This window comes from Pontibacter pamirensis (assembly GCF_010015475.1).
Taxonomy (GTDB): Bacteria; Bacteroidota; Bacteroidia; order Cytophagales; family Hymenobacteraceae; genus Pontibacter; species Pontibacter pamirensis.
Genome location: NZ_SSNI01000033.1, coordinates 22,316 through 46,906 on the forward strand (window position 1 = coordinate 22,316; position 24,591 = coordinate 46,906).

Annotated in this window: 19 protein-coding genes and 1 pseudogene; 15 read left to right on the forward strand and 5 right to left on the reverse strand. The window is 46.5% G+C overall.

Annotated features, from left to right (window positions below; genetic code table 11):
- Positions 1-128 precede the first annotated feature (128 nt).
- On the forward strand, positions 129-3,650 hold the full coding sequence (locus E1919_RS20875; protein WP_162055363.1) for a malectin domain-containing carbohydrate-binding protein: 3,522 nt from the start codon (positions 129-131) through the stop codon (positions 3,648-3,650).
- A gap of 116 nt (positions 3,651-3,766) precedes the next feature.
- Here E1919_RS20875 and E1919_RS20880 read toward each other — a convergent pair whose 3' ends face one another.
- Together E1919_RS20880 and E1919_RS20885 are read right to left on the reverse strand one after the other, a co-directional pair.
- Positions 3,767-4,852 carry an FUSC family protein gene (locus tag E1919_RS20880; protein WP_162055364.1) on the reverse strand — a complete coding sequence of 362 codons (1,086 nt, stop codon included), beginning with the start codon at positions 4,850-4,852 and terminating at the stop codon, positions 3,767-3,769.
- A 202-nt stretch (positions 4,853-5,054) separates the two neighbouring features.
- The gene (locus E1919_RS20885; RefSeq protein ID WP_162055365.1) at positions 5,055-5,588 is read right to left on the reverse strand and encodes a YceI family protein; all 534 of its coding nucleotides are present in this window, start codon (positions 5,586-5,588) and stop codon (positions 5,055-5,057) included.
- Between the two features lie 326 nt (positions 5,589-5,914).
- Here E1919_RS20885 and E1919_RS20890 point away from each other — a divergent pair, with 326 nt between their 5' ends.
- The 3 genes from E1919_RS20890 to E1919_RS20900 all read left to right on the forward strand — a co-directional run bounded on the left by E1919_RS20890 (position 5,915) and on the right by E1919_RS20900 (position 8,368).
- On the forward strand, positions 5,915-6,865 hold the full coding sequence (locus tag E1919_RS20890; RefSeq protein ID WP_162055366.1) for a helix-turn-helix domain-containing protein: 951 nt from the start codon (positions 5,915-5,917) through the stop codon (positions 6,863-6,865).
- 274 nt (positions 6,866-7,139) lie between these two features.
- Complete coding sequence (locus E1919_RS20895; protein WP_162055367.1) at positions 7,140-7,580, forward strand: DinB family protein; 441 nt, start codon at positions 7,140-7,142, stop codon at positions 7,578-7,580.
- 173 nt (positions 7,581-7,753) lie between these two features.
- Positions 7,754-8,368, forward strand: a complete 615-nt coding sequence (locus E1919_RS20900) for a hypothetical protein (protein WP_162055368.1) — start codon at positions 7,754-7,756, stop codon at positions 8,366-8,368.
- Positions 8,369-8,861: 493 nt separating this feature from the next.
- Here E1919_RS20900 and E1919_RS20905 read toward each other — a convergent pair whose 3' ends face one another.
- The gene (locus E1919_RS20905) at positions 8,862-9,782 is read right to left on the reverse strand and encodes a DUF808 domain-containing protein (RefSeq protein ID WP_162055369.1); all 921 of its coding nucleotides are present in this window, start codon (positions 9,780-9,782) and stop codon (positions 8,862-8,864) included.
- A 399-nt stretch (positions 9,783-10,181) separates the two neighbouring features.
- Here E1919_RS20905 and E1919_RS20910 point away from each other — a divergent pair, with 399 nt between their 5' ends.
- From E1919_RS20910 to E1919_RS28145, 3 genes and pseudogenes are all read left to right on the forward strand, one after another.
- Entirely contained in the window at positions 10,182-10,520 is a 339-nt protein-coding gene (locus tag E1919_RS20910) for a hypothetical protein (protein WP_162055370.1), read from the forward strand.
- A 288-nt stretch (positions 10,521-10,808) separates the two neighbouring features.
- Complete coding sequence (locus E1919_RS20915) at positions 10,809-11,216, forward strand: hypothetical protein (protein ID WP_162055371.1); 408 nt, start codon at positions 10,809-10,811, stop codon at positions 11,214-11,216.
- A gap of 65 nt (positions 11,217-11,281) precedes the next feature.
- A pseudogene (locus tag E1919_RS28145) lies at positions 11,282-11,428 on the forward strand (sugar phosphate isomerase/epimerase); the annotation flags it as partial.
- A gap of 170 nt (positions 11,429-11,598) precedes the next feature.
- Here the strand turns inward: E1919_RS28145 and E1919_RS20920 are convergent.
- Positions 11,599-11,865, reverse strand: coding sequence for a hypothetical protein (locus tag E1919_RS20920; protein ID WP_162055372.1), 267 nt, complete (start codon positions 11,863-11,865; stop codon positions 11,599-11,601).
- A gap of 548 nt (positions 11,866-12,413) precedes the next feature.
- Here E1919_RS20920 and E1919_RS20925 point away from each other — a divergent pair.
- Positions 12,414-13,367 carry a calcium/sodium antiporter gene (locus tag E1919_RS20925; RefSeq protein WP_162055373.1) on the forward strand — a complete coding sequence of 318 codons (954 nt, stop codon included), beginning with the start codon at positions 12,414-12,416 and terminating at the stop codon, positions 13,365-13,367.
- 373 nt (positions 13,368-13,740) lie between these two features.
- On the opposite strand, the gene E1919_RS20930 is transcribed toward E1919_RS20925, so the two are convergent.
- Positions 13,741-15,624 (reverse strand): ion transporter, encoded by a 1,884-nt coding sequence (locus tag E1919_RS20930; RefSeq protein WP_162055374.1) that lies wholly within the window; start codon positions 15,622-15,624, stop codon positions 13,741-13,743.
- 145 nt (positions 15,625-15,769) lie between these two features.
- On the opposite strand from E1919_RS20930, the gene E1919_RS20935 reads away from it, so the two are divergent.
- From E1919_RS20935 to E1919_RS20965, 7 genes are all read left to right on the forward strand, one after another.
- Entirely contained in the window at positions 15,770-16,747 is a 978-nt protein-coding gene (locus E1919_RS20935) for an isoaspartyl peptidase/L-asparaginase family protein (RefSeq protein WP_162055375.1), read from the forward strand.
- On the forward strand, positions 16,728-17,501 hold the full coding sequence (locus E1919_RS20940; protein ID WP_162055376.1) for a copper homeostasis protein CutC: 774 nt from the start codon (positions 16,728-16,730) through the stop codon (positions 17,499-17,501). Before E1919_RS20935 ends, E1919_RS20940 begins: the two co-directional genes overlap by 20 nt.
- Before the next feature lie 194 nt (positions 17,502-17,695).
- On the forward strand, positions 17,696-19,105 hold the full coding sequence (locus E1919_RS20945; protein WP_162055377.1) for an alkaline phosphatase PhoX: 1,410 nt from the start codon (positions 17,696-17,698) through the stop codon (positions 19,103-19,105).
- 303 nt (positions 19,106-19,408) lie between these two features.
- A complete protein-coding gene (locus E1919_RS20950; RefSeq protein ID WP_162055378.1) occupies positions 19,409-22,057 on the forward strand; it encodes a DUF7133 domain-containing protein in 2,649 nt (882 codons plus the stop codon).
- Between the two features lie 76 nt (positions 22,058-22,133).
- Positions 22,134-22,394, forward strand: a complete 261-nt coding sequence (locus E1919_RS20955) for a DUF4160 domain-containing protein (RefSeq protein ID WP_162055379.1) — start codon at positions 22,134-22,136, stop codon at positions 22,392-22,394.
- A gap of 10 nt (positions 22,395-22,404) precedes the next feature.
- A complete protein-coding gene (locus E1919_RS20960) occupies positions 22,405-22,653 on the forward strand; it encodes a DUF2442 domain-containing protein (protein ID WP_162055380.1) in 249 nt (82 codons plus the stop codon).
- Positions 22,654-22,876: 223 nt separating this feature from the next.
- Positions 22,877-23,764, forward strand: coding sequence for a 3-keto-disaccharide hydrolase (locus E1919_RS20965; protein ID WP_162055381.1), 888 nt, complete (start codon positions 22,877-22,879; stop codon positions 23,762-23,764).
- The last annotated feature ends 827 nt before the right edge of the window (positions 23,765-24,591 follow it).

The following is a 24,591-nucleotide window of genomic DNA, read 5'->3' on the forward strand; positions in this document are numbered from 1 at the left end:
AGGGAATTTTAGCAAGAGAGTAGGCAGTCCCCCTTTGCGGAGGAGTAAGGGATAGGAGATTTTTGACACACTCAACAAATCGCAACTTGAGCTATAAAGTCTGATGCTGCTTCATAAACAACTCCTTTATGGAAAAATCTAGCTATGTCTTCCTTCAGAAAACAAGGAACACTCGTGTATTAAGAGGCATCATATTGCTAGCCTTATTACATCTTAATGCCTATACTAACTACAGCTTCGCCCAGGAAGCCAGTTACCCTTCCACACTTCCCGAAGTAAAGTACCACTTAACGGCACGGCCGTGGCAGGCCCTGAACATTTCAAGAGATACCTATCTGGACAGAGTGGAAGGTATTGTTAGGGAAAGTGCCAAGTTCCAGAACCCCAGCGGCGCTATCATCGATCCCTACCTCCACCGGGAAGTGCAATATGCCACGCCTTATTTTGCACATGCCATAGGTACCCTGATTTTTGCGGGCCGCGCCATGGATTTATTGGACGAAGGAGTGGCTGCCATGAACAATGCCACTGCCAAAATATCGAAAGGAGCCTCGGCTATACCGGATAATCATGGAGAGTTTTTCTTGGCGCCCCTGGCTAGCGCTGTACCTCTTTATGCTGCCCATGTTTCCGCATCACAGCTAAAAAAATGGGAAAGCAGAATGAAAAAGCCAGTGAAGGAGGTTACTAGAGGCTATACCCATAACTGGAGAACGTACGCAATGAAGGGGGAATGGTATCGGGCAAAAAAGGGATATGTAGACAAACTAAAGGCTACCCAATGGCTGGAGGATAGCTGGATAAGCACGCAGAAGAACCGATTTACAAATAACTCCTGGAACTTTTACCACGATGATTCCAGCGAACCAGACTCTTGGCCCTATGAGGCAGCAGCAAGGGGGAATTTACTGACCATGGTTGCAGAGGGCTATGATGGCGCTTTCAAGGGTGAAATTATGAGTATCCTAAAAAAAGGAACCCAGTCCAGCCTTTTACTCCAGGATCCATCAGGGCAGGGAGTAGCCGGTGGGCGCAGTGGCAACCATACCTGGAATGATATCGTGATGGCCAACGGGTATGAAACGTTGGCAGAAATAATCAATCAGGAAGGAGACGCCCGTTTAGCAGGTCAGTACCGTCGTGCCGCCGCACTTGGCTTTCAAAGTGTGCAGCGGTGGAGAAGAGCTGATGGCACATACTCTGTCACCAAAAATCATTTTGACCCCGCAGAGCGAACTAGCTACGCCCCATATAGTCACTTTACAAATTATAATGGCTATATGATGTATCATATGGCAGAAAATTACCTGAGGCATGCCTCTGACATACCGGAACAACCTGCCCCTAATGAAATAGGAGGCTACACCCTTGTAAGTGACAAGACATTGGCAACAGCCGTTGCAAATGCGGGAGGAATGCACATGCAGGTTAACCTGAGAGGCTCCACAAAAAAAGAGCACAACCTTTTCTGGACGACGCTGGGAGTTGTCCGTTTTGGAAGAACAGGCTGGGACTCTCGCCTTGGGCCATCTGATGGGGTGAGAGAAACAAGTTCCAGGTACGGAGTGTCTTTTGCCCCTACATTTTTAGAAGGCAACCAATGGGTCAGACTGGCGAGTATACCCGATCGCTATGAGGCATCTTTTACGACTCAGTTCGCGCATCCTTTGTTAGTGCGCTGCCGTGTGGAATACCGGCCCAAAGCTGGCAATGCCGGACCTAACTTCACAAATGATTTCGTTATTACGCCTGATGGTATACTCTCCACGCTTACATCTAGCGCACCATCAACAGACTACGGTGTCACATGGCCCGTTTTTAAATTTGATGGCGCGGTAAACTTGAGCACCCCTTTAACATCACATATTGCAAGTGTATCTTTTCCCGGTGAAGCTGATGAGCAAAACTTCATTGCTTTACATTCTTCGCCAACTATCACGGCCACAGATGCTGTAAGGAGAAGCTCGTACGGGGATTTGCAACCTGTGCGAATGGTATCCGGCACTGCCGTGAATGCTACATTTATCTATCCTCGCGGCTTTGGGGATCCCTCAGCTGAAGTTGTACGGGAAAGCTATAGTCGTTCAGGCAATGATTTTTCTACGCTTGTAGGAAGAGTGAAGGGAGATACCTATATAGGCAGAACGTCAGCCGGAGGAGAGGGAGCGAGTATAGATTTAAATAACGACGATGTTGCTGACGCCATCTTCAGTACACACTGTGGGTTTGTGCTGCAGCTAAGGGATGGGGCTGTTACCAAAGTAGAAACTGACAGAGCTGTAACTGCTACCATTCAGGGACAAACTGTAAACCTGGAGGCCTACACTCCTGTAGATATCTATACAGCCCCTCAAATCATTACACGAATTAATGCAGGGGGTGGGGCGTTTACAGATAGTCTCTCGCGTCCTTGGAGCGCAGACACCTACTTTTCAGGGGGAGTTGCCGCATCCAGGAGTTTCGATGTGGCTGGCACCACGGATGATAACTTATACCTGCACTACAGGTATGCCTCCTCCGGGGCCCCGCTCAGTTATGCTATCCCTGTTCAGGACGCTGGCCCTTACCGGGTGAAACTCCATTTCGTGGAGCCATACTTCGGCATGCCCGAAGGTAAGGAGGCAGGCTCATCCGGAGACCGTGTATTCCATGTAGACCTGGAGGGAAGGCGGGTGCTCGGCAACTATGACATCTATGCGCAGGACGGTGCTGGAAAGGCCGTGGTAAAGACCTTCATGAACGTATCTGTGACAGACGGCATCCTGAATGTAGACCTGACCTCCTTGAAAGACAATGCCATCATATCAGCCATAGAGGTGGAGAAAGAATCCAGCAGTGCTGTCTTCATCAATGCGGGAGGTCCTTTTTTCACTGACAGCCTTTCGCGTCCCTGGAGCGCAGACACCTACTTTTCAGGGGGAGTTGCCGCATCCAAGAGTTTCGATGTGGCAGGCACCACGGATGATAACTTATACCAGCACTACAGGTATGCCTCCTCCGGGGCCCCGCTCAGTTATGCTATTCCTGTTCAGGCCGCTAGCGTTTACCGGGTGAGGCTCCATTTCGTGGAGCCGTACTTCGGCATGCCCGAAGGTAAGGAGGCAGGCTCATCCGGAGACCGTGTATTCCATGTAGACCTGGAGGGAAGGCGGGTGCTCGGCAACTATGACATCTATGCGCAGGACGGTGCTGGAAAGGCCGTGGTGAAGACCTTCATGAACGTATCTGTGACAGACGGCATCCTGAATGTAGACCTGACCTCCTTGAAAGACAATGCCATCATATCAGCCATAGAGGTGGAAAGAGTCGCTGAGGAAACAACTCAAGCTTTGATGATGGCTAAACCGTCTATCGCCTCTATTAAAGCTTTCGAAGAAAATGAAGAACAAGAATTACAATTGAAGATGTATCCTAATCCCAGCGTTGGTGATTGGGTGTATTTGGATGGAAGTAATTACGGCAAGAATAAAGCTGTTATGATTACCATGCATGATGAGTTAGGCCGTGCTCTGAAGTCAATGGTTCTTACTACCAATGAGCAAGGTGCCTTTAATTTAAGAGTCCCCATAGATAAGCTGAGCCGAGGTGTGTATTTTATCAAAGCCCAGGTTGCATCAGGTAGTAAGCAGTTGAAACTACTAATTGACTGATCCTGAGTCAGATTAGATATGAAAAGAACTGAAGGATTAATAATCAATAACTGTTGTCAATGCTTTGGTGTCTGAGGAGTACCAAATCTATGGCGGAATGCAGGGCAGGAAGCATTTTATTTCGCCTCTGTTGCTTCTGAATTGATGTGCGGGCTATCAGTCTCTGACACGATACGGCCTAAATCGGTGAGAATGCTCCCGATATCCCGCAGCGTAGCCGGCAGCCCTACGTGCTGCAGGTTATCCAGGCAGCGTTCCTGTTCTGCCAGGGCCTGAAGCACAGCAGCGTTTAAGTTCTTCCGGTTTTCCTCCGTTGCATGCACCGAGAACAGCCCATAGGCAGCAGCGCAACTTGCTGTAGCCTCCACCGCTCGCTTTAGCCTCTCTACGTACGTCTGCTCCAGCCCGGAATGCTGGTTTAGTTGCAAGTCGGCCAGGCTCCTGCGGATGCCTCTTATCTGTATGGTGATACTTTCCAGTTGCCGAATACTTTTGGCAAGCTGGTTTAGCCGTTCCCTTTCGTGCGTCAGCAGGGGGTTGTATTTCAGGCTCTGCTCGGCCAGGTCAAGTGCCTTCCTGCATTTTTCAGCTTCTTTGATGAGTGCGTCTACCTCGGAGCGATCGGTTTTTCTTTTTGTGCCTGTCATATCCAGCAGCGCAGTTAAGTTGGTTAAAGTATTTGAACACAGCTTGCTAAATGTCATGATGCTCCGCTCTATTTCCGGCACGGCATTTTGTGGGATGATGAGCGCATTGGTTAGTACCGCTATGGCAGACCCTAAAATCGTTTCAAAGATTCTTTCATAGGCATACCCTTCTTTGGCCTGTCCGAAAGCAAGTACTAAAAGTGAACTGATGGCTACCTGCGATATGATCTGGGGGTTCATCCGGAGCGCTTTGGCAATGCCCATCCCTATCAGAATGATAAAGAATATGGAGAAAGCACCTACCTGGAACCAATGCCCCAGCAACATACTTACCAGTACACCACCAATTATACCCACAATACGCTGCGTTGCTTTATTTACAGAGTCCGCTACCGTAACTTGCACTGTAATAATGGCTGCAACAGCAGCAAAGTAAGGGTATTCCGAGTGCAGCAGGCTGCTGGCCACAAACCAGGATAGCGCAGCTGCAAAGGCTGTTTTCACTATCTGTAAATTCAAGCCGACCTTTGCCGGTATGTTTATGATTCTGCTCACAAGGTAGTTTTACTTCCCCCGCGTTTTTATGTTAGCGTTTGCTGCGCAAGGGAGCGAAACGATAGCGGATGGTTTAAGTGGCTGTTGCCAATAATGGACTGGAGACAAGATTGTATGCAGAGGTCCTCCACTGATCATAACAAACAAGGCTGCTCCGTTGCACGGGCAGCCTTGTTTGTTATGAGGAAAGAAAAAGCGGAGTTTACGCTTGCTTTACGAGCTGCACCTCTCCCTGTAGTTTTAGTTCCTCTCCCAGCATCACGCCACCTGTTTCGAGCGCTGCATTATAGTTGATGCCCCAGTCTTTGCGGTTGATTTTGCCGCTGATAGAGAAGCCTGCCTTCACATTTCCCCAGGGGTCTGTGGCGACACCATTGTCTTCAACAGTAAGCTTCACTGGCTTTGTCGTGTCTTTTATGGTTAAGTCTCCGTAGAGGGTAAAGATGTCATCGTCAACTCTTTCTACTTTGGTAGACACGAACTTCATGTTCGGGTGTGTTTCCGCTCCAAAGAAATCTGCGTTACGCAGGTGTTCATCCCGCTGCTCATTGTTGGTATTGATAGAAGCTACATCAACGTTAGCCACTACTTTCGCATTAGAAAAATCATCACCCTCGGTTCCAGCCTCAACATCAAATTGTGTGAACTTTCCTGTAACGTTGGAAATCATCATGTGCTTAATTTTGAAGCCTAGTTCACTGTGAGAAAGGTCTAAAGCCCATTTCGTTGCTGCCATATTTTTTAAATCAGTTATTGGTTATCAGATATCAAGAAAGCTTATGAAAACTACTTTGATATCTCTACTATTTTGAACCACAAAGTTAGACCTTCTGACAGCGCACCTCAATACCAAAATCTCCTGAAGAAGAACCAATAGTACGGATGATACTTACCTTGATATCTTTTTCAATGCATGAGCTCTCGTTTTTTTGCAAAATAGAAACCTAAAACGAACATCAGGCGCTGCTGCATGCGCTCAGGCAGAAATGCTTTCAGTTCTGCTGGTGCTTCAAACGAAAAGGTTAAATTTGAGCCTGTGGAGCGAAAGATATATAAGGAAAGATGGCTGATTCTCTGATACTCCCTTTTGAGGTGGCGCGTGTGCTGGATATCAAGTCCACCATCAGGTACTACCTGTCGCAAAAGAAAAAAGCGCAGCAGACTTTTGGAATGAATAAGTACGAAAGCCTGGACTACGGAGGCGACTTTGCCGTGCTGAGCAATGAGGGCGGGACCAGCAGTGGTCCGCCTATTAAAACAGACCACTATGCCATGATACTGTGCCTGAAGGGCAGCAGCACGAAAACTGTTGGGCAGTTCATGTTCGAGGTGCAGCCTCAAACGGTACACTTCGTTTCACCGGGCGTCATTAACTCCTATGAGGGCTCAACAGAAGATCTGCTCCTGTACATGCTCCTTTTCAGGCGGGAATTCATGGATGAAAGCTTTATAAGTGGCCCGGTCGTAGATAACCTGCTGCAGATGAATCCGGATTATCCTCCCGTATATACTCTGGAGCCTGACAGTTTTAATGCGATGAAGGCTGGCCTGGAGAAAATCAGCGATGAGTTTGACAGGGGAGGTGCTTTTCACCTGAACATCATCCGCCTGCAGACGCTGCAACTGCTCTATGAGATGAACAGGGCTTGCGAGGCCTGTTTGTTGAGCTTTACAAAGCACATGAACCGGCAGTACCAACTTACCCACGCTTTCAAAATGCTGGTAGAAGAGAACTTCCTGACAAAGCGTACCGTGAGCGAGTATGCCGACATGTTGAACATTTCTGCCAAGCACCTGGGCGAGTCGGTGAAGCGGGAAACAGGGGAGAGTGCCCTGGAAATCATTCACAGGAGGCTGCTGCGGGAGGCGCAGTACCTGCTTTCCTATTCTTCCTGGAGCATAAAAGAAGTTGCGGAGCACCTGCAGTTCGATACCGCCTCGCACTTCAGCCGCTTCTTTAAGCAAAAGACCGGCCTCAACCCAAGTCAGTACAGCGCTGCAGCCTTATTTTAGATAAAACAGGGTGTAACGCACACAGCAAGTAGACTTAGGGTTCTTGCATGATTGACCACTTGTCAGTGGCTCGTGCGCGTTCTATTCCGCAGGAGGAATAGGAAAACTCTATTTAAAAAATGTTCAATACATTTAATAGAGAGCGAGTTGCAATATAGTATATTCGTTAGTCCGGTTACGTTTATACGCGTACCGTTAGGCGGCTAAACGGAGTAACTACTTATATCCGCAAGTTGTGCATCATTTAAAGGAGAAAAACATAATTTTAAAAGATATGCAAAAAGAAGTTCTTCTGGATATTTTATACCAAAACAGAATTACCTGTTCCGCTGCCTTTGACGAAATAACTCTTGATAATGCGACGCTTCGATTAAATGGTAAAACAGCATCGGCTGGTTTTATTCTTCGTCACCTTGGCGAGACTATCAATATGTTTGGTTTATTTTTTGGAGTGTCATCATTGGTGCAAAATACGACTATGGGCCAATCAGATACAGGACAAGGCGAAGACGTAGAAAAAAGTAAGCATTTAATTGAACAAGGTTATGAAATGCTCCGAAATCTTGTAGAAAAGACGCCTGATTCAGCATGGCTTGAACCCATTGATACGCCCTTCTTTGGCACAGTTTCACGAGCAAAGCTTTTTTCACACATCCTTTTTCACAATTCGCATCATGCTGGCCAAATAATATTGACCCTAAAGAAAGGAACATAAGCAACTCGAAATTTATTGGCCGCACTGATCAAAAATAAAGAATGCACAACGGTTGAGCTAAAAAGTATTGAAAGCACTTTTTAGCTCAACCGTTGCTTGTAAGCTGAAACATTCACCTTGAGAAAGAATGAGAGCAGATTGAGTTAAGATAATATTATTTAAAAAAGTATAGGATGAAAAGAAACAAAACACTCCCTCGCATCTTACTCCAGATTTACTCTCTTGTTTTTCTTGCTATGCTGCTAGCAACTGCTTGTAAAAAAGACGAAAAAAGGCCAAGCGTTGGGGGCTGTTATAAGGTTGAATCACTGGTTACAGACAGGCTAGTAGATTTGAACAATGATGGAGAAGTCTCTACAAATGTAATGGAGGAGATCAGCCAATCTAATTTGAACCCATATGGTTTTGGTTTTAATTATCCTCATAGTTATCTGGAGATAAGGCCTACGAAATACCACGATAACACTTTTCATCACCTATATATTCCTTTTCCTGATTCCCACCTGACTTTTGATTATAAGGATTCACCCAATGGGGTAGTCTATTTTAGCAGGAATCTTAACGGCGTTGGTTATGGGTATAGCTATGATGAGAAAAATAAACTTATTCACCTTGACCGCACCAACGTGGAGGAGAAGAATGAGGAATTGTGGGGCAAGCTTGAAGATATTAAGCTAATTGAAAAAGACACACTTGAGCTATTGATAAGTAAGAACTATTATGATTTCAGTACCGCGAACTGGACAAAACTTCAGTTGATTGGCATCTATGCCAGAGTTGAAAACTAAAACTTGTACGTTGATTAATAGAAGCAGTCATAGAAAGTCTTCTGCCTGACAAGTGTTACCTCAATTGTAATAGAAAGAAGCAAATTCAGAAATAAGAGGAACCTGCCTTGAATAAATGAAGAAAAGTCTGCAAGCAACACTGCCCATAATTCAAGCTTCGGCTATGCCTTGCTCGCTTTATGTACGACACCGTTATATTAATGGAAATAGTGATTCTTAATTCAAGCCCTGGTAATATATTTTACGCAACAAAGTAAATGTAAAAAACGAACTATTATGAAAATCAACCGATTATCAACAATTCTTAAAGGTGAATTTCTTTCGTATATGCTGTTAGGTTTTATAACTCTCATCATCTATCTGAGTACCGCTTTAGCGCAATACATTTGATGAAAGAATAGTACTGGCGGTCAAACCATATTTCATACGGAAACTTTCATTTGCATCTAACTTTTATGATTTTAGGCGGAAAGTAATCATCCCGCCTAAAACCTCAAACAGCTTTGCGAATAAGTGACAGAATATTTGCAATGACTGCACCTAAAACCAGTCCAGCTAAACCACTGACCAACACCTTTGCAAACCAGGCAAGAGCGGGCATGTGAGCCAGAGAATTTCCTAAATCATCAAGCGCATGACTCGTGAAAGGAATACCGTGGGCAATAATTTCTGCTCCTACCCACAACATGGCTGCAGTTCCGATATAGGCTAGGATTTTTAAAAAGTGTGGCATAAATGTTACGATGCCGCGCCCGATTTTTCTGACTTGCAGATGATGGTTTTCTTTTGCCATATGCACCCCAATATCATCAGCTTTTACAATCAGGCCTACGAACCCATAAACGGCAACCGTGATAAAAATAGCCACGGCTAACATGACGGCAATTTGTGACACCAGGGGTTGCTCAGCCACATTGGCATATGTGATGGCTACAATTTCAGCAGAAAGAATTAAATCTGTGCGAACTGCCCCTTTCACTCTTGTATTCTCCAGTTCTTCGGGTGTAATTACTTTTACATCTTCCCCTGGGCTTTGATGGGCGTCATCAGGGTGATGCTTGCTAAACATGGAGTGGACTTTTTCATAGCCCTCGAAACATAAATAGGCACCACCCATCATTAATATGGGCGTTATTGCCCAGGGCGCAAAGAAGCCGAGCAGCAGAGCAGCCGGACTTAAAATAATCAGTTTATTGATCAGTGACTTTTTAGCGATCTGAAAAATGATCGAAAGCTCACGCGAAGGATCAAGGCCCACCACATACTTGGGCGTTACGGCGGCGTCATCAATGACAATGCCGGATACTTTACCCGTTGTTTTTGACACCTGAGCGGGGACATCATCCAGGCTCGCAGCGCTGACTTTCACCAGGGCCGATACATCATCCAATAAAGCAAGAAGTCCTGTTGCCATTATTTGTTTATTATTTTAGAAGAAGACATGTTTTACATGCTCGCTAAGGCGATATTACGAAATATATTTGCCAGTCCGCTTCCGGGGGTAAAAATTTGTTGAAGCCGGCGCCGCTGACGCCTTAGGTAAATGCATATTCTTCCATTACGGCTATGTCTGAAGATACAAGGATGTCGCTTTAGCCACCCTCAAAGCATACTGAGAAAACCTTTTGCTGGTGCATCCTGGCGTGGCTATCTTCTACAGAGTGTAGAAAAGCATACACAGTTCCCGCTCTTCTTCCACACTTATTTAATTCTACGACATATTATTAGTTGCCTGTAAATCAGGTAATTGATTAGTTTTAGTGTCCGTGGCATGGTTCTGTCAAAGTAAGAGGCATAACTTAACCAGACAATTATGAAAAAAGTAACTTTTTTAGCCGCCATCGCATTTTTGGGAATGTCATCGCTTGACGCAAGTGCACAAACAACCACTCCGCAAGAGCAGGCACCAGCAATGCAGCAGGAAGAGAAAAAAGAAAAAGTAACGACGGAGCAACTTCCGGAGCCTGTTCAGGAAGCCTTGAAGAGCGACACATATAAAGACTGGACAGTAGGAGACATCTATCTAATCAAGCCAGCCACAGAAGGCACTGAAGGTGCTATTGTGTACGAGGTGAACCTGACAAACGCGCAGGGACAGACAGGTGTTGTTAGAATGGACGAAAGAGGCGGAGACGCTTCTAAGAAAGAGTAGGCTTAGCTTATAGCCGCAGAAAAGAAGCCTCCGTTATGCGGGGGCTTCTTTGTTTGTGCCTTCCTGCATTCAGCGAAGCCACAAACAAAATTGGAGAGATAGTAATAAACGTATAAAGCGCTTGCTTTAAGCCATACCAGTTTGTAACTATATTCTACACAGGATAATTTACAGGAAATTGTAAGTTTGTTCAACCTTGATTAAAAGCATGTTTTAATTTTTTGAAGGCGCACATTTTCAGCTTAAGTATAAATTTTAAACATGCTTTAAACATTAAGCCTATGCCGTATGCCGTTTGATATAAAGTACACATCAGACTTTTACATAATAGAGGTAGACCTCGACGCAGATCTGCTCCAGTCGAATTGGCTGAGGCCGGTAAGCGTGAAGGAAATGGAAACGGGTGGGACGAAGCTTTATGAGGTACTGCGTGATACCCAGGGGGCGCGTGTTTTGGCCAATGCCCAATCTTTAGGTGTTTTACCCGCTGAGGCCAAGGAGTGGATGTCGTCAAGGTTTTATGAACTGCTCTCCCTGACGCAGCTGAAAAAGATGGCAAGGGTGCTGCCGGAGAACTTGTTCCATCGGGTAGCCCTGGAGTCAGTGGTTACCAGGGCCGATGCGCTAGGGGTGACGAAATTTGATGTCAGGAACTTCACATCGCCTACGGAAGCTCTTCGGTGGCTGGATTCCTAGGGCAGCCTGAGGCTGGCCCTCCAACAAGTTTCGTTAGCGGTCTGCATCAGAGTATACGGTATTATTCAGGTGGAACACCTATAGGGAATGATGTAGCGCTGGGCACCGGCCAGTTAGACTTAGCGGCCATCTTAAAAGCCGCTAAGAAAGCGGGTATCAAGCATTATTACACTGAGGATGAAAGTGACAGGAAGAGTGTACAGGTGCCCTAAAGTATGACTTATTTAAAAAGCCTGAAGCAATAGTACTGGTCGTTGATGGTGAGGTAGTTTATTTATGACTTTTGAGATGCGTGAAAGCTACTATTTCATGTAAAAAATAGTACGTTTCCCTTGCAGTGTGTAAATATTTCTCACTGCAAGGGAAGCGCATCCTTTAATATTCAGTATTTGATAAAGGGCATGCTTTGGCCAGAAAGCGCTTCCTCATCTGCAACACCAACAAAGTAACCGCCAACAAATATTCCTGCCCCGGACCTTACAGCATTTGCCCCGGACTTATAAGCCACTACACTACCATCAATGGTAGAGAAGCTTAACAGATTCTCGTCAAAACCAGTATCTGCCTTTGGGGAGGCGGAAACCATGGTAAAAATTCTTCTAATGTTCTTTAGAACTTTCGGGCGAAGAGAAGTAGCTGATTTACTCATGTGGCGACAGTTTTATGTTTTACATGTGTCAATAATACACACTAATCCTGCACGGCAACAGGAAAATAATATGCGTGGAGTAACACAAAGTCATAACGAGCAGCAGAAACCACCTTTAGATTGTATTGTATAAATTAAAGTGTTAATAGGATTTAAATAAATTAGATAATGTATTTATTATTAATTAACTATATATTAAGTTTGTAATAGGCGACTAAACTCAATAAGAAAGTAACATTTTTTATTTGCTATTTGGCGGCGTTACAGACAGAAATTATCTGGGAATGTGTTTGTAATTTATACTATACGCTGCAAATGAGCCTCGTCAGAATTTAAAACCACACATTTTCGCTTAAAGCTTGAAGATGCGCTGATGAGGGAATGGAGCGTTTTCAAGAAAGAAGCGGACCTGAACCGATTGCGTTTGCTGTAGTATAGCATCCATGATGAAACATCAGCCTATAGATACTGTACTTATTTCATCAGGTCAGCTTTTCTATCAACAACGCTTGACTTTAAGTTTACAACCTGAAAGACAATTCAATAATATGATGAACATATTGCTTCTCCTGGCCGGATTCATTGCCTTAATTTACGGCGCCACGAAACTTGTTGATGCTGCATCAAGTCTGGCCTCCAGGATGGGCGTTCCTAACATTGTTATCGGGTTAACTATTGTGGCCTTCGGTACATCCGCCCCTGAGCTGGTGGTGAACCTGATTGCCTCCATCAACAACAGCACGGAAATGGTGCTGGGCAATGTGCTGGGAAGCAACATTTTCAACGTGCTGGGAATACTGGGCATCTCCGCCCTGATTTATCCCCTGTCAGTTAAGACGAACACTACCTGGCTTGAGATACCAATGAGCTTTCTGGCCGCTGTTACTGTGCTTGTCGTAGCCAGTGATGCTTACCTTGACGGCGCAGCATCTAATTTTATCTCCAGGACCGAAGGAATCATCCTGCTTCTGTTCTTCTCTGTTTTCTTGGTCTACAACCTGACAGTGGCCAGGAGCAGTCCGGATGAGGAAGAGATGCAGACAGAAAACTACTCATCCCTAAAAGCTTTTCTGTTCATTGTACTCGGGCTGGTAGGATTAATTGTGGGCGGCAGGCTGATAGTGACAAGCGCCGTAAGCATTGCGCAGACCTTTGGGCTTTCAGAGCGGATTATCGGGCTAACGATAGTATCCATCGGAACTTCGCTGCCCGAACTGGCAACGTCAGTGGTGGCGGTAAGAAAGCGGAACGTGGACATCGCAATCGGCAATGTAGTGGGCTCTAACATATTCAACATTTTCCTGATTCTGGGTGTCTCTACTATTGTCACTCCACTGCAGGTAAACTCAGCCTCATTTCCAGACATTGCCGTTAATCTTGCTTCCAGCCTGCTGCTGTTTATCTTCATCTTCACGGGCAAGGGAAGACAACTGGCAAGGTGGGAAGGCGGAATACTCCTGGTGCTGTACGTCGCTTACCTTATCCTGCTGATTACTCAGTAACACACGTGGATGTCCCTTAGCTGCTGCTGTTGTCGTGTTCTGCACGCTCAAACCTTTGGGTTTTAATACCAAATGATGTAAAGCACCTCAAAAAAGCAGCAGCATATTCTATCTTTCAGCACGGAGTGAAGGTGTTTCCAGTCTTTGGGTTGAGCGCCTTTGGAGATTTTTGGTGCCGCTCGCGCGGCAGCGCCTTGGCGCAAAAAACTCCCAGCGCGATGCCCGAAGACGAGGCCTCTCGGCCTTGAGAGCTCAGAGAGAAACAATACAACTGTAGGTTAAATGCCGCTGGCGAAGCTTTAGCCACAGTAGGTTAGACAGCATCATTCCCAGAGGCTCTTGGCTCAGAAATTCCTTGAGAAGTGGTATCAGATCATGGCTTGTCCCGGAAGAGAGCCAGGTGCTGGATGACTGTTCGGCTCTCCAAACCGCCGGCAAGGGCACCCGTCGTGACGCCAACGGTACTTATAAAAGCAGCCAAGCGCAGTTTCGCCCGCCAGTCAATATCCGGCTGGTCCAGCAGCGTAGGCCATGTCTTCATTAGGCCCTCAGGAAAAATGTATGTCTCGATGAGGTACATGAGGCCACCCACAATAATAAACAAGCCAATGCAGGCTAGCAGCATGCTCAGAAAAATAACTGTGTTGGCCACGGCTAAATGCTCTGTTAATATGCGCTTGTCTTTCCTCGGAAGAAACAGTGACTGCACCCGGACCAGGTAAAAAGTAGCACCTAGTATGCTGATAACGGCATAGAGGACAACTATCTGGTTCGGCATGTTCAGCCCCACATCCCAAATCTCAGCAGTGAAAATAAGCAGGAAAGAAGGCGCTACCGCAGCCGTGGCAAGGCCGGGCAGGGAAAGCGGCAGCAGGAGCGCCCAGTTTCTCAGAAGCGGCACAGCCACCTCCATCGGGTGCCGGAAAGCCATGAGAATATGGAAGATAAGTCCTTCAGCCATGTTCCCTCCATGAAGTTCGCGCTCAGGCAACCGTTCACTTCGCCGCCGGAGCGCTTTCCGCTCGGCCGCGTTGAGGTGCGGCACACTCCTTCTGCCTTCCTTAAACATGTAGGGGGCCATCACTTCGCTTTCGTTTCTGTCCTTGCGGCGCAGCCCGCTGATATGGCCTAGCAGGTGCAGCAACAACGCAGCGCCGTTCCACCGCACATCCTCAGCGTCAAGTGCACGGCGGGGCTCTCCCCGCTGCGACCTGACCAGGTTTCGGGTGGAGATAACCAGTACCCGGCTGACCTGTGAAGCAAGGCCGGGCTCCGCCTTGTTTTTGCGGGACAGAAGAGCTACATCCGTAACAACTACAACCAGATCGAAAGGTCCCTCTGCCATTCGCATGCTGGCTTCATCTAGAAACTGGGAGGGCCCGCGTGGGGTACCAGTTTCAAGGGTAACGGGTTCTGCAAGGTGGAAATTCCACTTAATGCCTGTTCCCGTCTCCATCTCCTGACCTGCATCCAGCGAAAGCTGCCTTACATAGGCTTCCATACCCGCTGTGTCAGCCGCTCTATTGAGTGCCAACATGATTCCCACATTCATCTCCGGTTCCGGTTCCGGCCCCTGTGCTTCTTTTACTTCCCTCAGAAAGCGGCTGCCGGAAGTCAGGGCCCGGACAAAGTAAGTTGAGGTAGTGACGCGGCTAAACTGTAGTATCCTTATAGCCTGCACCAGGCGGAAAACCCGGAACGCTGGAATTAGCAGGGCTATTATGGTCAGCCAGTTTGACTTGATGTATTGCCACCGCTGGGGAGCGATGATGAACTTAACCAGGAATTCCAAAATGAACAGGCCCCAGATAATGACCACCAGGAGCTCCTGTGTAGCCGTTAGCCCCTTTGTTAGCTCCATAATCAGAAAGACAAGCCAGAGCACAGATAGAATGAACATAGGCGCCTCCAGGGCCGCCTCTAGCTTGTAAAAAAGGTGGTAACGCTTACTTCCGATTCGTTCTTCTTCTGTTAATTCTGTATCCATACATCTCTTTGTTACTTGAAGATCCTGACTTCTCCATTGCCCCTGTGTGGCGGGTGGTAAAGGAGAGGGTATCTTCTCCAGCCCCCTTGCCATCCGCTCCTCTTTTATCAGGATAATAATAAAAGATTTATACCCCGCCGTATCAGAAAGGTTAAGGACAGCGCAAGGAAGTGCGTGAGGCAACAAGCGCCAATTGGTTGGCTGCTTGGTTAGAAGAGAAGGCATGCGCGTGCTTTCCTCCAGATTCCATGTCTTAAAAGAACGGTTCATGCCTGTTGAAGTCGGAAAGCATGAACTCTTCAAATGTATGGAGTAGAATATTGCTTTTAAATTCTTAACTTATTCAGGATCATGTCAGGCCGGGTTTTCCGCATGCATGATCCGGGCATACATCAAAAAAAGCAAGTACAGGACAATGAGTAGCAGACGTAAATTCATACAACTATCCGCATTAGGTGCGACACTTATGGGGGGAGGCTTCCATATTGCGAAAGCATTTGGTGGCACGCTGGGCTCGGCAAAAAGCAACAAGCCTATCGTTATTTCTACCTGGGACCACGGCATACCTGCCAACGAAGCGGCATGGAAAGTTCTGTCTGAGAAAGGAAGTGCGCTGGATGCAGTAGAGGCGGGTGTGAGAGTGCCGGAAGCGGACCCAAACGTGAGAACCGTAGGCTATGCAGGCTACCCTGACAGAGAAGGGAAAGTGACACTGGATGCCTGCATCATGGACAAAGACAGCAACTGCGGTGCGGTGGCTTTTTTGCAGCACATCAAGCACCCGATTTCAGTGGCCCGCAAGGTAATGGAAGATACGCCGCACGTGATGCTGGTGGGAGACGGCGCCCTGGCTTTTGCCTTGTCTAAAGGCTTTAAGAAAGAGAACCTGCTGACGCCTGCATCTGAAAAAGACTGGCAGAACTGGCTAAAGGAGTCAAAGTATAAACCTGTTATCAACATCGAAAACCACGACACCATCGGTATGCTCGCACTGGATGCGAACGGTGACCTGGCAGGAGCCTGCACCACCAGTGGCGCTTCCTATAAAATGCATGGCCGTGTCGGAGATTCTCCTATCATTGGCGCAGGCTTGTTTGTGGATAACGAGGTGGGGGCAGCTACAGCCACAGGCCTGGGTGAAGCTGTGATGCGGATGGTTGGAAGCCATCTGGTGGTAGAACTGATGCGCCAGGGCAACTCGCCCGAGGACGCCTGTCGTCTGGCAGTCGAGCGGATTATCTCCAAGCAGAAAGATGTAAAAGACCTGCAGGTTGGCTTTATCGCGCTAAACAAGAACGGCGAGTATGGTGGCTACTGCATCCACAGGGGCTTTAACTTTGCCGTGCAGGACACAACAGGGAAACAGCTGCTGGATGGAAAGAGCAAGTTTTGACCAGGAGCCGGCGCTGGAGGTATGCATTGACTCAGTAGCCTCTGCCGTGGCGGCTGAACAGGGAGGCGCGCAGCGTGTAGAGTTGTGCGATTATTTGGCAGGAGGCGGCACCACGCCCAGCGCTGGTTTAATCAAGGTAGTCCGGAAAAGCATCGGTATAAGTTTGCACGTGCTCATACGCCCCCGCAGAGGTGATTTCCTGTATACAGATGCTGAGTTCGAAGTAATGAAAAATGACATAGAAGTGTGCCGGGAACTTGGCGCAGACGGCGTTGTGATTGGTGTCCTGAACAAGGATGGCAGTGTAGACACCGCCAGGACGCAGGAGCTAATAGCGCATGCAGGCCCGCTGAGTATCACCTTTCATAGAGCCTTTGATCTTACCCCGGACCCACTAAAAGCGCTGGATGCACTCCTGCAGCTAAACGTTCACCACTTGCTTACCTCAGGCCAGCAGGAAACGGCGCTGCAGGGTTCCGGGCTGATCCGGGAGCTAAACGAGAGGGCTGCAGGTAAACTGATTGTGATGCCAGGAGGTGGAGTAAACCCATCGAACGTGCGGAAATTAGTCTCTGAAACCGGGGTGAGCGAAGTGCATGCTTCCGTGCGCAAGCTTGTGGAAAGCAGTATGAATTTCCGCAAAGCCTATCCACCCATGTCCAGCAACAGGAACCTGTCGGAATTTGAGCAGCTGGTGGCAGATGTGTCGCAGGTTAAAGCGATGCGGGAAGCCTTTAAAAGAGAACCATCATAACTAAGCACTATATTGAAGAGATGGCGAGATGAATTCCGCTACAAGAGAAATGGCTTTTGTGCTTTAGACAACTACCTGTTTCATTTATAAAGTATAATACTGATATTTAGTAATGTTTTGAATAAGCGTTTATATGTTGAACAGAATAACTTAAGACTTAATCAAATAGCTTCATAACCAACCGGGATAACAACATGAGGAAGGAACAAGGCAACACAAGACGAGAATTTTTGAAATTAGCGGGGATGGCTTCCCTCGGATTTATAGGTCTACAGCACTTTGTGAATACCCCCTTATTAGCATCCTCCCGTTCCTTCAATGATTATAATGTGGGGTATGGTCCGCTTCTTCCTGATCCGGAAGGCATTCTGAATCTCCCCAAAGGCTTCTCCTACAAAATTATTTCCCGCAAGGGAGACATGATGAGCGACGGCCTGTTAGTGCCTGGCGCGCCTGATGGTATGGCCGCCTTCAAAGGGCGAAAAGGAAGAATCATACTGGTGCGGAATCATGAGCTTATCTCTAACCCGGATAGTGGCGCTTTTGGAGCTCAGAACGAACTTCTTTCTGAAATAGATAAAGATAAATTCTATGATTACGGCAAGGGCGTTGCTCCTCAATTGGGCGGCACTACTACGCTGGTGTATAATCCGGCAACGGGTGAAGTAGAGAAGCAATTCTTGAGCTTGGTCGGCACTACCAGGAATTGTGCCGGAGGCCTTACGCCCTGGAATACCTGGATTACCTGCGAGGAATCTGTTTTGAAGCCAAACGAAGAAAATTCTTGTGAGCAGGAGCATGGCTATAACTTTGAAGTACCAGCCAGCACAAAAATAAAGTTAACCAAAGCAGTGCCGATTAAAGCAATGGGGAGAATGAACCATGAAGCTGTTGCCGTGGATCCGAGAACGGGCATTGTATACATGACAGAAGACACAGGAGACAGCCTGATCTATCGGTTTATACCAAAAAAGAACGGCAAATTGCTGAAAGGGGGCAAGCTGCAGGCTTTGGTAATAAGAGAGCAGAAAAGCCAGGATACCCGCAACTGGGAACAGCTTGCTACGCCTGCTTTTCCGGTTGGGCACCCCTTTGATGTGGATTGGATAGATATAGAAAATGTAGAATCACCAGAGAACGATTTAAGGCTGCAGGGCTATGAGAAAGGGGCAGCCCGTTTTGCGCGCGGCGAGGGAATGTGGTTTGGGAATAATGAAGTGTTTTTTGCCTGTACAAACGGCGGTGCATCCATGCACGGCCAGGTATTTAAATATGTGCCAAGCATCTATGAGGGAAAGGCGGAAGAAAAGATCCGGCCTGGGAAACTGGAGCTTTTTGTAGAACCAAACGATTCTACCATTGCCAACGCCTGCGATAACATGACTGTTTCGCAGTGGGGTGATTTAGTGTTATGCGAAGATAATCCTGCTCCCTATGTGGTGGGAATTACACCAAAGGGGGAGTTTTACAAGCTGGCACAAAATATAGGCTATAAATGTGAGTTTGCTGGAGGTGTGTTTTCACCAACAGGCGAAACATACTTTGTTAATCTGCAAGGGGCAGGCTTAACAGTAGCGATAACCGGCCCCTGGCGAAAAGCTTAGTGCTACAATTGGCTGTCCTGAATGTTACTATATTACAGGGTGTAATAAAATAATTTCTTCAAAGTGGGCAAATCTAAGGAATTTATGCTCTACTAGTGTATAGCCTGAATTAGTAGCTATCAGTTAAGTGCCTGAGTTGCGATATATCTAACTTCATTGAAAAGTTGCTACCTCCTGACTTACTCTAGGAGAGAGTTTCTCTGAAGGATTTTCTGAGCTTTGTCAAAAATATATAAACAACTTAAAAACGGCCTCTAAGGTTATTCGGGGCAATAACAGCATACCTTTAAAAAATTATTGAAAATGTTGAAAATTCAATTTAGTCTGATTTTTGCTTTTCTAATGTTGAGTGGCTTATTTAAAATGCCATTTGGTTCTGAAACGCAGGATAACAGGAAGGCCCTGAAGCGCACCAGGTCGCTTGCCCAGGACTGGCCAAGCGACCTGAAGGTGACCACCTTTGCCGGGCCTGACATTACCCCAAGCCCCGCCTGCCTTGCCGTAGCACCAAACGGGGAAGTGTATGTGGGGGTTGATATGATGGGCTCGCTGGGAAAAGAGCCGGAGAAAGGCAGCATCATTAAACTGGTTGACAGCAATAACGACGGCGAAGCAGACCAGCATACACTGTTTGCCATGGTTGATAACCCACGCGGCATAATAGCGCTCGGCGATCAGCTCTTTGTCCTGCATACAACCTTCTCAAAAGAAACCGGAATAGCATCAGGCATGGACCTGGTTGTTTTCGAGGATGCGGACCAAGATGGTGTCGCGGATGGCCCCTCCAGACCACTCATCCAAAACATAAGCTCCCCCAAGTTCCTGCAAAGCCGTGGTACCGACCACGCCACTAATGGTATCCGGATGGGTATCGACGGCTGGATATACATTGCCGTAGGCGACTTTGGTTTCCATAACGCGGTTGATCGGACAGGAAAAAAACTGACCATGCTCGGAGGAGGAATCGTTCGCGTTCGGCCTGACGGCACTGAGATGGAAGTTTACACGCACGGCATGCGCAACATCTATGATGTGGCCATCGACCCTTATATGAATATTTTCACGCGCGGAAACACCAACGACGGCGGCGGCTGGAACATTCGCTTCAGCCATCAGATTCAGTCCGGTGAATACGGTTACCCTGTCCTGTTCAAGCACTTTACAAACGAGATCATTCCAGCCTTGGTAGACTTGGGAGGGGGATCGGGTACCGGCGCTTTGTTCATGGATGATGCCACCTGGCCTGAAAAGTACAACAATGTTCCCATGATGGCAGACTGGGGCAGAAACCAGCTTTACATTCATCGTGTTACACAAGACGGGGCAAGCTTTAAGCAGAAGGAAGAAGAGTTTATTAAGCTGCCGCAAATTACGGATCTGGATATAGACGCTTCGGGCAGACTTTATATGTCGGCCTGGGATGGTGCGGGCTACTCCGGTAACCCGGGTAAAGGTTTTGTGGTGCGCGCTGTCCCGGCAGATTGGGAGTATAAACCGTTCCCGAACCTTAACGAAGCATCTATTAGTGAGCTGGCGGACTTACTGAAATCAGAAAGCGCTGTAGCGCGTCTGTATGCCCAGCAGGAACTTATTAGCCGCCCTGCCAAAAAAGCCACAAAAGCAGCTTGGAAAGTGGCGACAAACAAAAGCCTGCCGCTCTATGCCCGGATTGCCGGCATGTATGGCTATGCACAGGCGGCTGGAGAAGATGGTATAAAAAATTTAGTTAAGCTAACGCAGGAGAATGAGATGAGGGAGTTTGCTTTACGTGCCCTCAGTGATAGAAAGAGACCCGGAAGTGTTCCGCTCGAACCTTTCCTGAAGGGACTTAAAAGTGACTCTGAACGGGTTCAGGCAGCAGCAATAATAGGCCTGGGCCGTCTTGGCCATGCAGAAGCTATTCCAGCGCTGCTAGAAGTAGATGTTCCTGCTTCCTTTGTTGCATCGGCAAAAGACACGGAGGGGCCTCATGCTACTCCTAACGCAGCCATCATTCCTGCTCATTTGGCAGTACAGGCACTGGTGGGCCTCAACGCTGTGGATGCCTCCGTAAACGCAATCGGAACAGAGAACTCCACGCTGGCACTATGGGCTTTGCGCTATATGCACCAGCCGAAAGCAGTAGAGGGTTTGATTTCGGCCTACCAGCAGACAAAAGAAGAAGAACTGAAAAAAGAAATCCTGACGACATTGTCGCGTCTCTATAAAAAAGAAGCTCCTTATGATGCTTCCTGGTGGTGGAGTACGCGCCCGGATACACACGGACCATACTACAAAGGAATTGTGTGGGAATCCTCGCCAGCTATTGAAAAGCTACTAAAGGAAGAGTGGAGTAAAGCAGACGCTGCCGGGAAGGAATTTTTCGCTGATTTGAACGGCAGGCACCGTATGGAGATAGCCGAGTTTGGAGGGGGAGAAGAAGAGATTGTTGCGGCGAAAGAAGAAGTGAATATTGACCTGGAGAAGATCAGAAATCAAAAAGGCCAGATTGGTAAATCCTCTATTGAGGACGTAATGCTGGCGATGGCCAAAATAGAGGGTGATCCTATCAAAGGCAAAAGTCTCTTTACACAACAAGGGTGTATTGCCTGCCACAGTATAAATGAAGGCGAGTCGATGAAAGGTCCTTATATGGGGCAGATTGGTTCTATTATGAACCGGGAGCAGATAGCAGAGTCAATCCTCAAGCCTAATGCTTCTATCTCCCAGGGTTTTGCATCTGTGCATATCGTCACCAAAGATGATAAGAACTATATGGGCTTCATTTCGCAGGCATCAGCGGATAAGGTTGTTATGCGCAACATCGCTGGCCAGGTTTTCACTATAAAAGCCGCTGACATCAAGTCCCGCAAAGAACTGGAAACATCTATGATGCCTGCAGGACTTGCCAACTCCTTGTCCTATGAGGAATTCGCGTCTCTTATCACTTTCCTATCGCAACAGAAGAAGTAAAGAGTTCCTGGTACGCTATAGTTATGCCTCCTATCAGTTTATGAAAATAGAAAAGTAACTTTATCGTATTTTTAAAATGCCAGAATTAAGCAGATTCTACGGAATAATCATAAAGATGTATTTTAGTGACCATAATCCGCCCCATTTTCATGCAGAGTACGAAAATTATAAAGCGGAGTATGATATTAAGACCTTAGACAGAATTGCAGGGACTCTGCCAAACAGAGCACATGCTTTGGTTCTTGAGTGGGCATCTTTGCATAGGAATGAATTGATGAAAAACTGGGAGAAAGCTCAAGTACCTGCAAGCTTAGAGAAAATTGAACCTTTAAAATAAGGAAATAGCCATGAATGAAATAGTTGAATTCGAGACTTTAAGCAATTATCGTATTTGGTTAAAGTTTCAGGATGGATATGAAAAGGTTGTAAACATCAAACCATTGATAGGAAAAGGGTTTACCAAAGAGTTACTTGATTATAACAACTTCAACAATGTAACAATAGAATCAGGAGGCGGACTTGAATGGTATAATGGTTATGACATATGCCCGAACTTTTTGAGAGAAATGCCTGAAGAGAAGAAACACGTGGCATAAGCTTTTACTGCCTGAACCCTCGCTGCACTTCGGGTTCAGGCAGTACAAGCCGTTAGTAGCTGGAAAATGTAAAGGTCCTCAGGAGGAGGTCGGCAGCTGTGGGAGCATAAGCAGCAGAAAGCAGATATACAGGCTGATTAGCAGGAATAAGCTTAAAATGCTCGCTGCTAATCAGCTTTTGTTTATGTAGTTTACAAATATAAAAACAGAACATATTAAAAACATGAAAATCAAAGCTTTACTCAGTACCGGCCTGCTAGGGGCCTGCCTGTTGTCCTGCACCTCGCAGAATAACCAGACGCAGGATGAGAACATTGCTCAGAATGAAACCGTTTCCCAGGAGGAGTGGGTGCAGCTTTTTAACGGGAAAGATCTGGATGACTGGGATATAAAAATCAGGGGCCACGCCTTGAACGAGAACTACGGAAACACCTTCAGGGTGGAAGACGGCAACCTGGTTGTACGCTATGATCAGTATAAGTCTTTCGATAACCAGTATGGACACATCTTCTATAAGGAGCCATACTCTGCTTACCTGCTGGTGATGGAGTACCGCTTCACAGGAGATCAGGCGACAGATGGACCAGGATGGGCTCTCAGGAACAGCGGTGCTATGCTCCATTCCCAGCCGGCCAACACCATGGGCCTGGATCAGGATTTCCCAATTTCACTTGAGGCGCAGTTACTGGGAGGCAATGGCCAGGATGAGCGAAGTACTGCAAATCTTTGTACGCCTGGCACCAACGTAGTGATGGGTGATACCCTTTTCACTCCCCACTGCATTAATTCCAGTTCTAAGACCTACCACGGAGACCAATGGGTGCGTGTTGAAACGCTGGTTTTAGGTGATTCTCTTATCAAACATATTGTAGAAGGAGACACCGTGATGGTGTATCAAAAGCCACAGATTGGCGGTGGAAGTGTAAGCAACCATGACCCGGCTGTGAAAAAGGACGGGCAGCTTTTAAAGGAGGGCTACATCTCCCTGCAAAGCGAAAGCCACCCGGTAGAGTTTAGAAAAGTAGAGCTTTTTAACCTGGAGGAGTATATGGATGATCCTCAAAAATTAAAGAGCGTTTTAAATGATCTTCAGAATAGGCAGGCGCATTAATAATTTTCTAAAAAATGGAAATTTAAATAAAGATGAAGGCACTCTCTCTGAGGGTGCCTTCATCTTTTTATTAGTATAAACTATGTTTTGTAGCAGCGTACCTCTCTGGCTGCTTTTGTCCTGTTTCTTCTCAATACCCTTAGCTAAATGTTTACTTCAGGATGAACTAAGATTTTCCCTTCAGTCATACTGTAAACACACCCTGAAAGCGCCTTCACCCTCCTGCGTCTATCCGACACAATAAATTTAGTAAAGTACTGAACACTATATCACTACTTTAAGTATATTACAATCATTTTAAAAATGTTATAGGTTGCTGTTTTGTAATCTTAATGTTTAAATATTTATAAATATGTAATTTATGTTTTATTTTTTGATAAAATGACAACAAAATTAAAAGATATATACTATAGGTGTAATTGATGAAAGGTTTGATAAAATTTATTTAGTGATAATTTTTGTATTTATTCAGGAGAGGAAAGCAATCAATTGAGATACCTATATTTACTGGCGTTGGAATGATAAAAGTGCTTTACGCTATGGGAGCTAACAAGTGCTTTCTTTATCTGTGGAAAGGAAAAGCCAATTCAATTTGACTTGCTTAAGCTTCGCTAACTACTCTACCTATTTAGCAGACAGATAGGAGAGGGTCCTATAATTTATATCTCAGGATTAAAGCCATATCTGTTTCAGATAACCAAAGCTTCTTCATTTGATTGATTGCCTACGCCCATTGCATTGATGTGTAGCAAATGCGAGAATGATGAAGAATACATAAAAATAAACTTAACAGCGCCGGTTTAGTTTTGGCGTAACATTAATAGCAC

Excerpts from the sequence above, each read along its gene's own strand:
- E1919_RS20875 (WP_162055363.1), top strand. The coding sequence starts at position 129 with ATGGAAAAATCTAGCTATGTCTTCCTTCAGAAAACAAGGAACACTCGT.
- E1919_RS20885 (WP_162055365.1), bottom strand. The coding sequence starts at position 5,588 with ATGGCAGCAACGAAATGGGCTTTAGACCTTTCTCACAGTGAACTAGGC.
- E1919_RS20890 (WP_162055366.1), top strand. The coding sequence starts at position 5,915 with ATGGCTGATTCTCTGATACTCCCTTTTGAGGTGGCGCGTGTGCTGGAT.
- E1919_RS20895 (WP_162055367.1), top strand. The coding sequence starts at position 7,140 with ATGCAAAAAGAAGTTCTTCTGGATATTTTATACCAAAACAGAATTACC.
- E1919_RS20900 (WP_162055368.1), top strand. The coding sequence starts at position 7,754 with ATGAAAAGAAACAAAACACTCCCTCGCATCTTACTCCAGATTTACTCT.
- E1919_RS20905 (WP_162055369.1), bottom strand. The coding sequence starts at position 9,782 with ATGGCAACAGGACTTCTTGCTTTATTGGATGATGTATCGGCCCTGGTG.
- E1919_RS20910 (WP_162055370.1), top strand. The coding sequence starts at position 10,182 with ATGAAAAAAGTAACTTTTTTAGCCGCCATCGCATTTTTGGGAATGTCA.
- E1919_RS20915 (WP_162055371.1), top strand. The coding sequence starts at position 10,809 with ATGCCGTTTGATATAAAGTACACATCAGACTTTTACATAATAGAGGTA.
- E1919_RS20920 (WP_162055372.1), bottom strand. The coding sequence starts at position 11,865 with ATGAGTAAATCAGCTACTTCTCTTCGCCCGAAAGTTCTAAAGAACATT.
- E1919_RS20925 (WP_162055373.1), top strand. The coding sequence starts at position 12,414 with ATGATGAACATATTGCTTCTCCTGGCCGGATTCATTGCCTTAATTTAC.
- E1919_RS20930 (WP_162055374.1), bottom strand. The coding sequence starts at position 15,624 with ATGAACCGTTCTTTTAAGACATGGAATCTGGAGGAAAGCACGCGCATG.
- E1919_RS20935 (WP_162055375.1), top strand. The coding sequence starts at position 15,770 with ATGAGTAGCAGACGTAAATTCATACAACTATCCGCATTAGGTGCGACA.
- E1919_RS20940 (WP_162055376.1), top strand. The coding sequence starts at position 16,728 with ATGGAAAGAGCAAGTTTTGACCAGGAGCCGGCGCTGGAGGTATGCATT.
- E1919_RS20945 (WP_162055377.1), top strand. The coding sequence starts at position 17,696 with ATGAGGAAGGAACAAGGCAACACAAGACGAGAATTTTTGAAATTAGCG.
- E1919_RS20950 (WP_162055378.1), top strand. The coding sequence starts at position 19,409 with ATGTTGAAAATTCAATTTAGTCTGATTTTTGCTTTTCTAATGTTGAGT.
- E1919_RS20955 (WP_162055379.1), top strand. The coding sequence starts at position 22,134 with ATGCCAGAATTAAGCAGATTCTACGGAATAATCATAAAGATGTATTTT.
- E1919_RS20960 (WP_162055380.1), top strand. The coding sequence starts at position 22,405 with ATGAATGAAATAGTTGAATTCGAGACTTTAAGCAATTATCGTATTTGG.
- E1919_RS20965 (WP_162055381.1), top strand. The coding sequence starts at position 22,877 with ATGAAAATCAAAGCTTTACTCAGTACCGGCCTGCTAGGGGCCTGCCTG.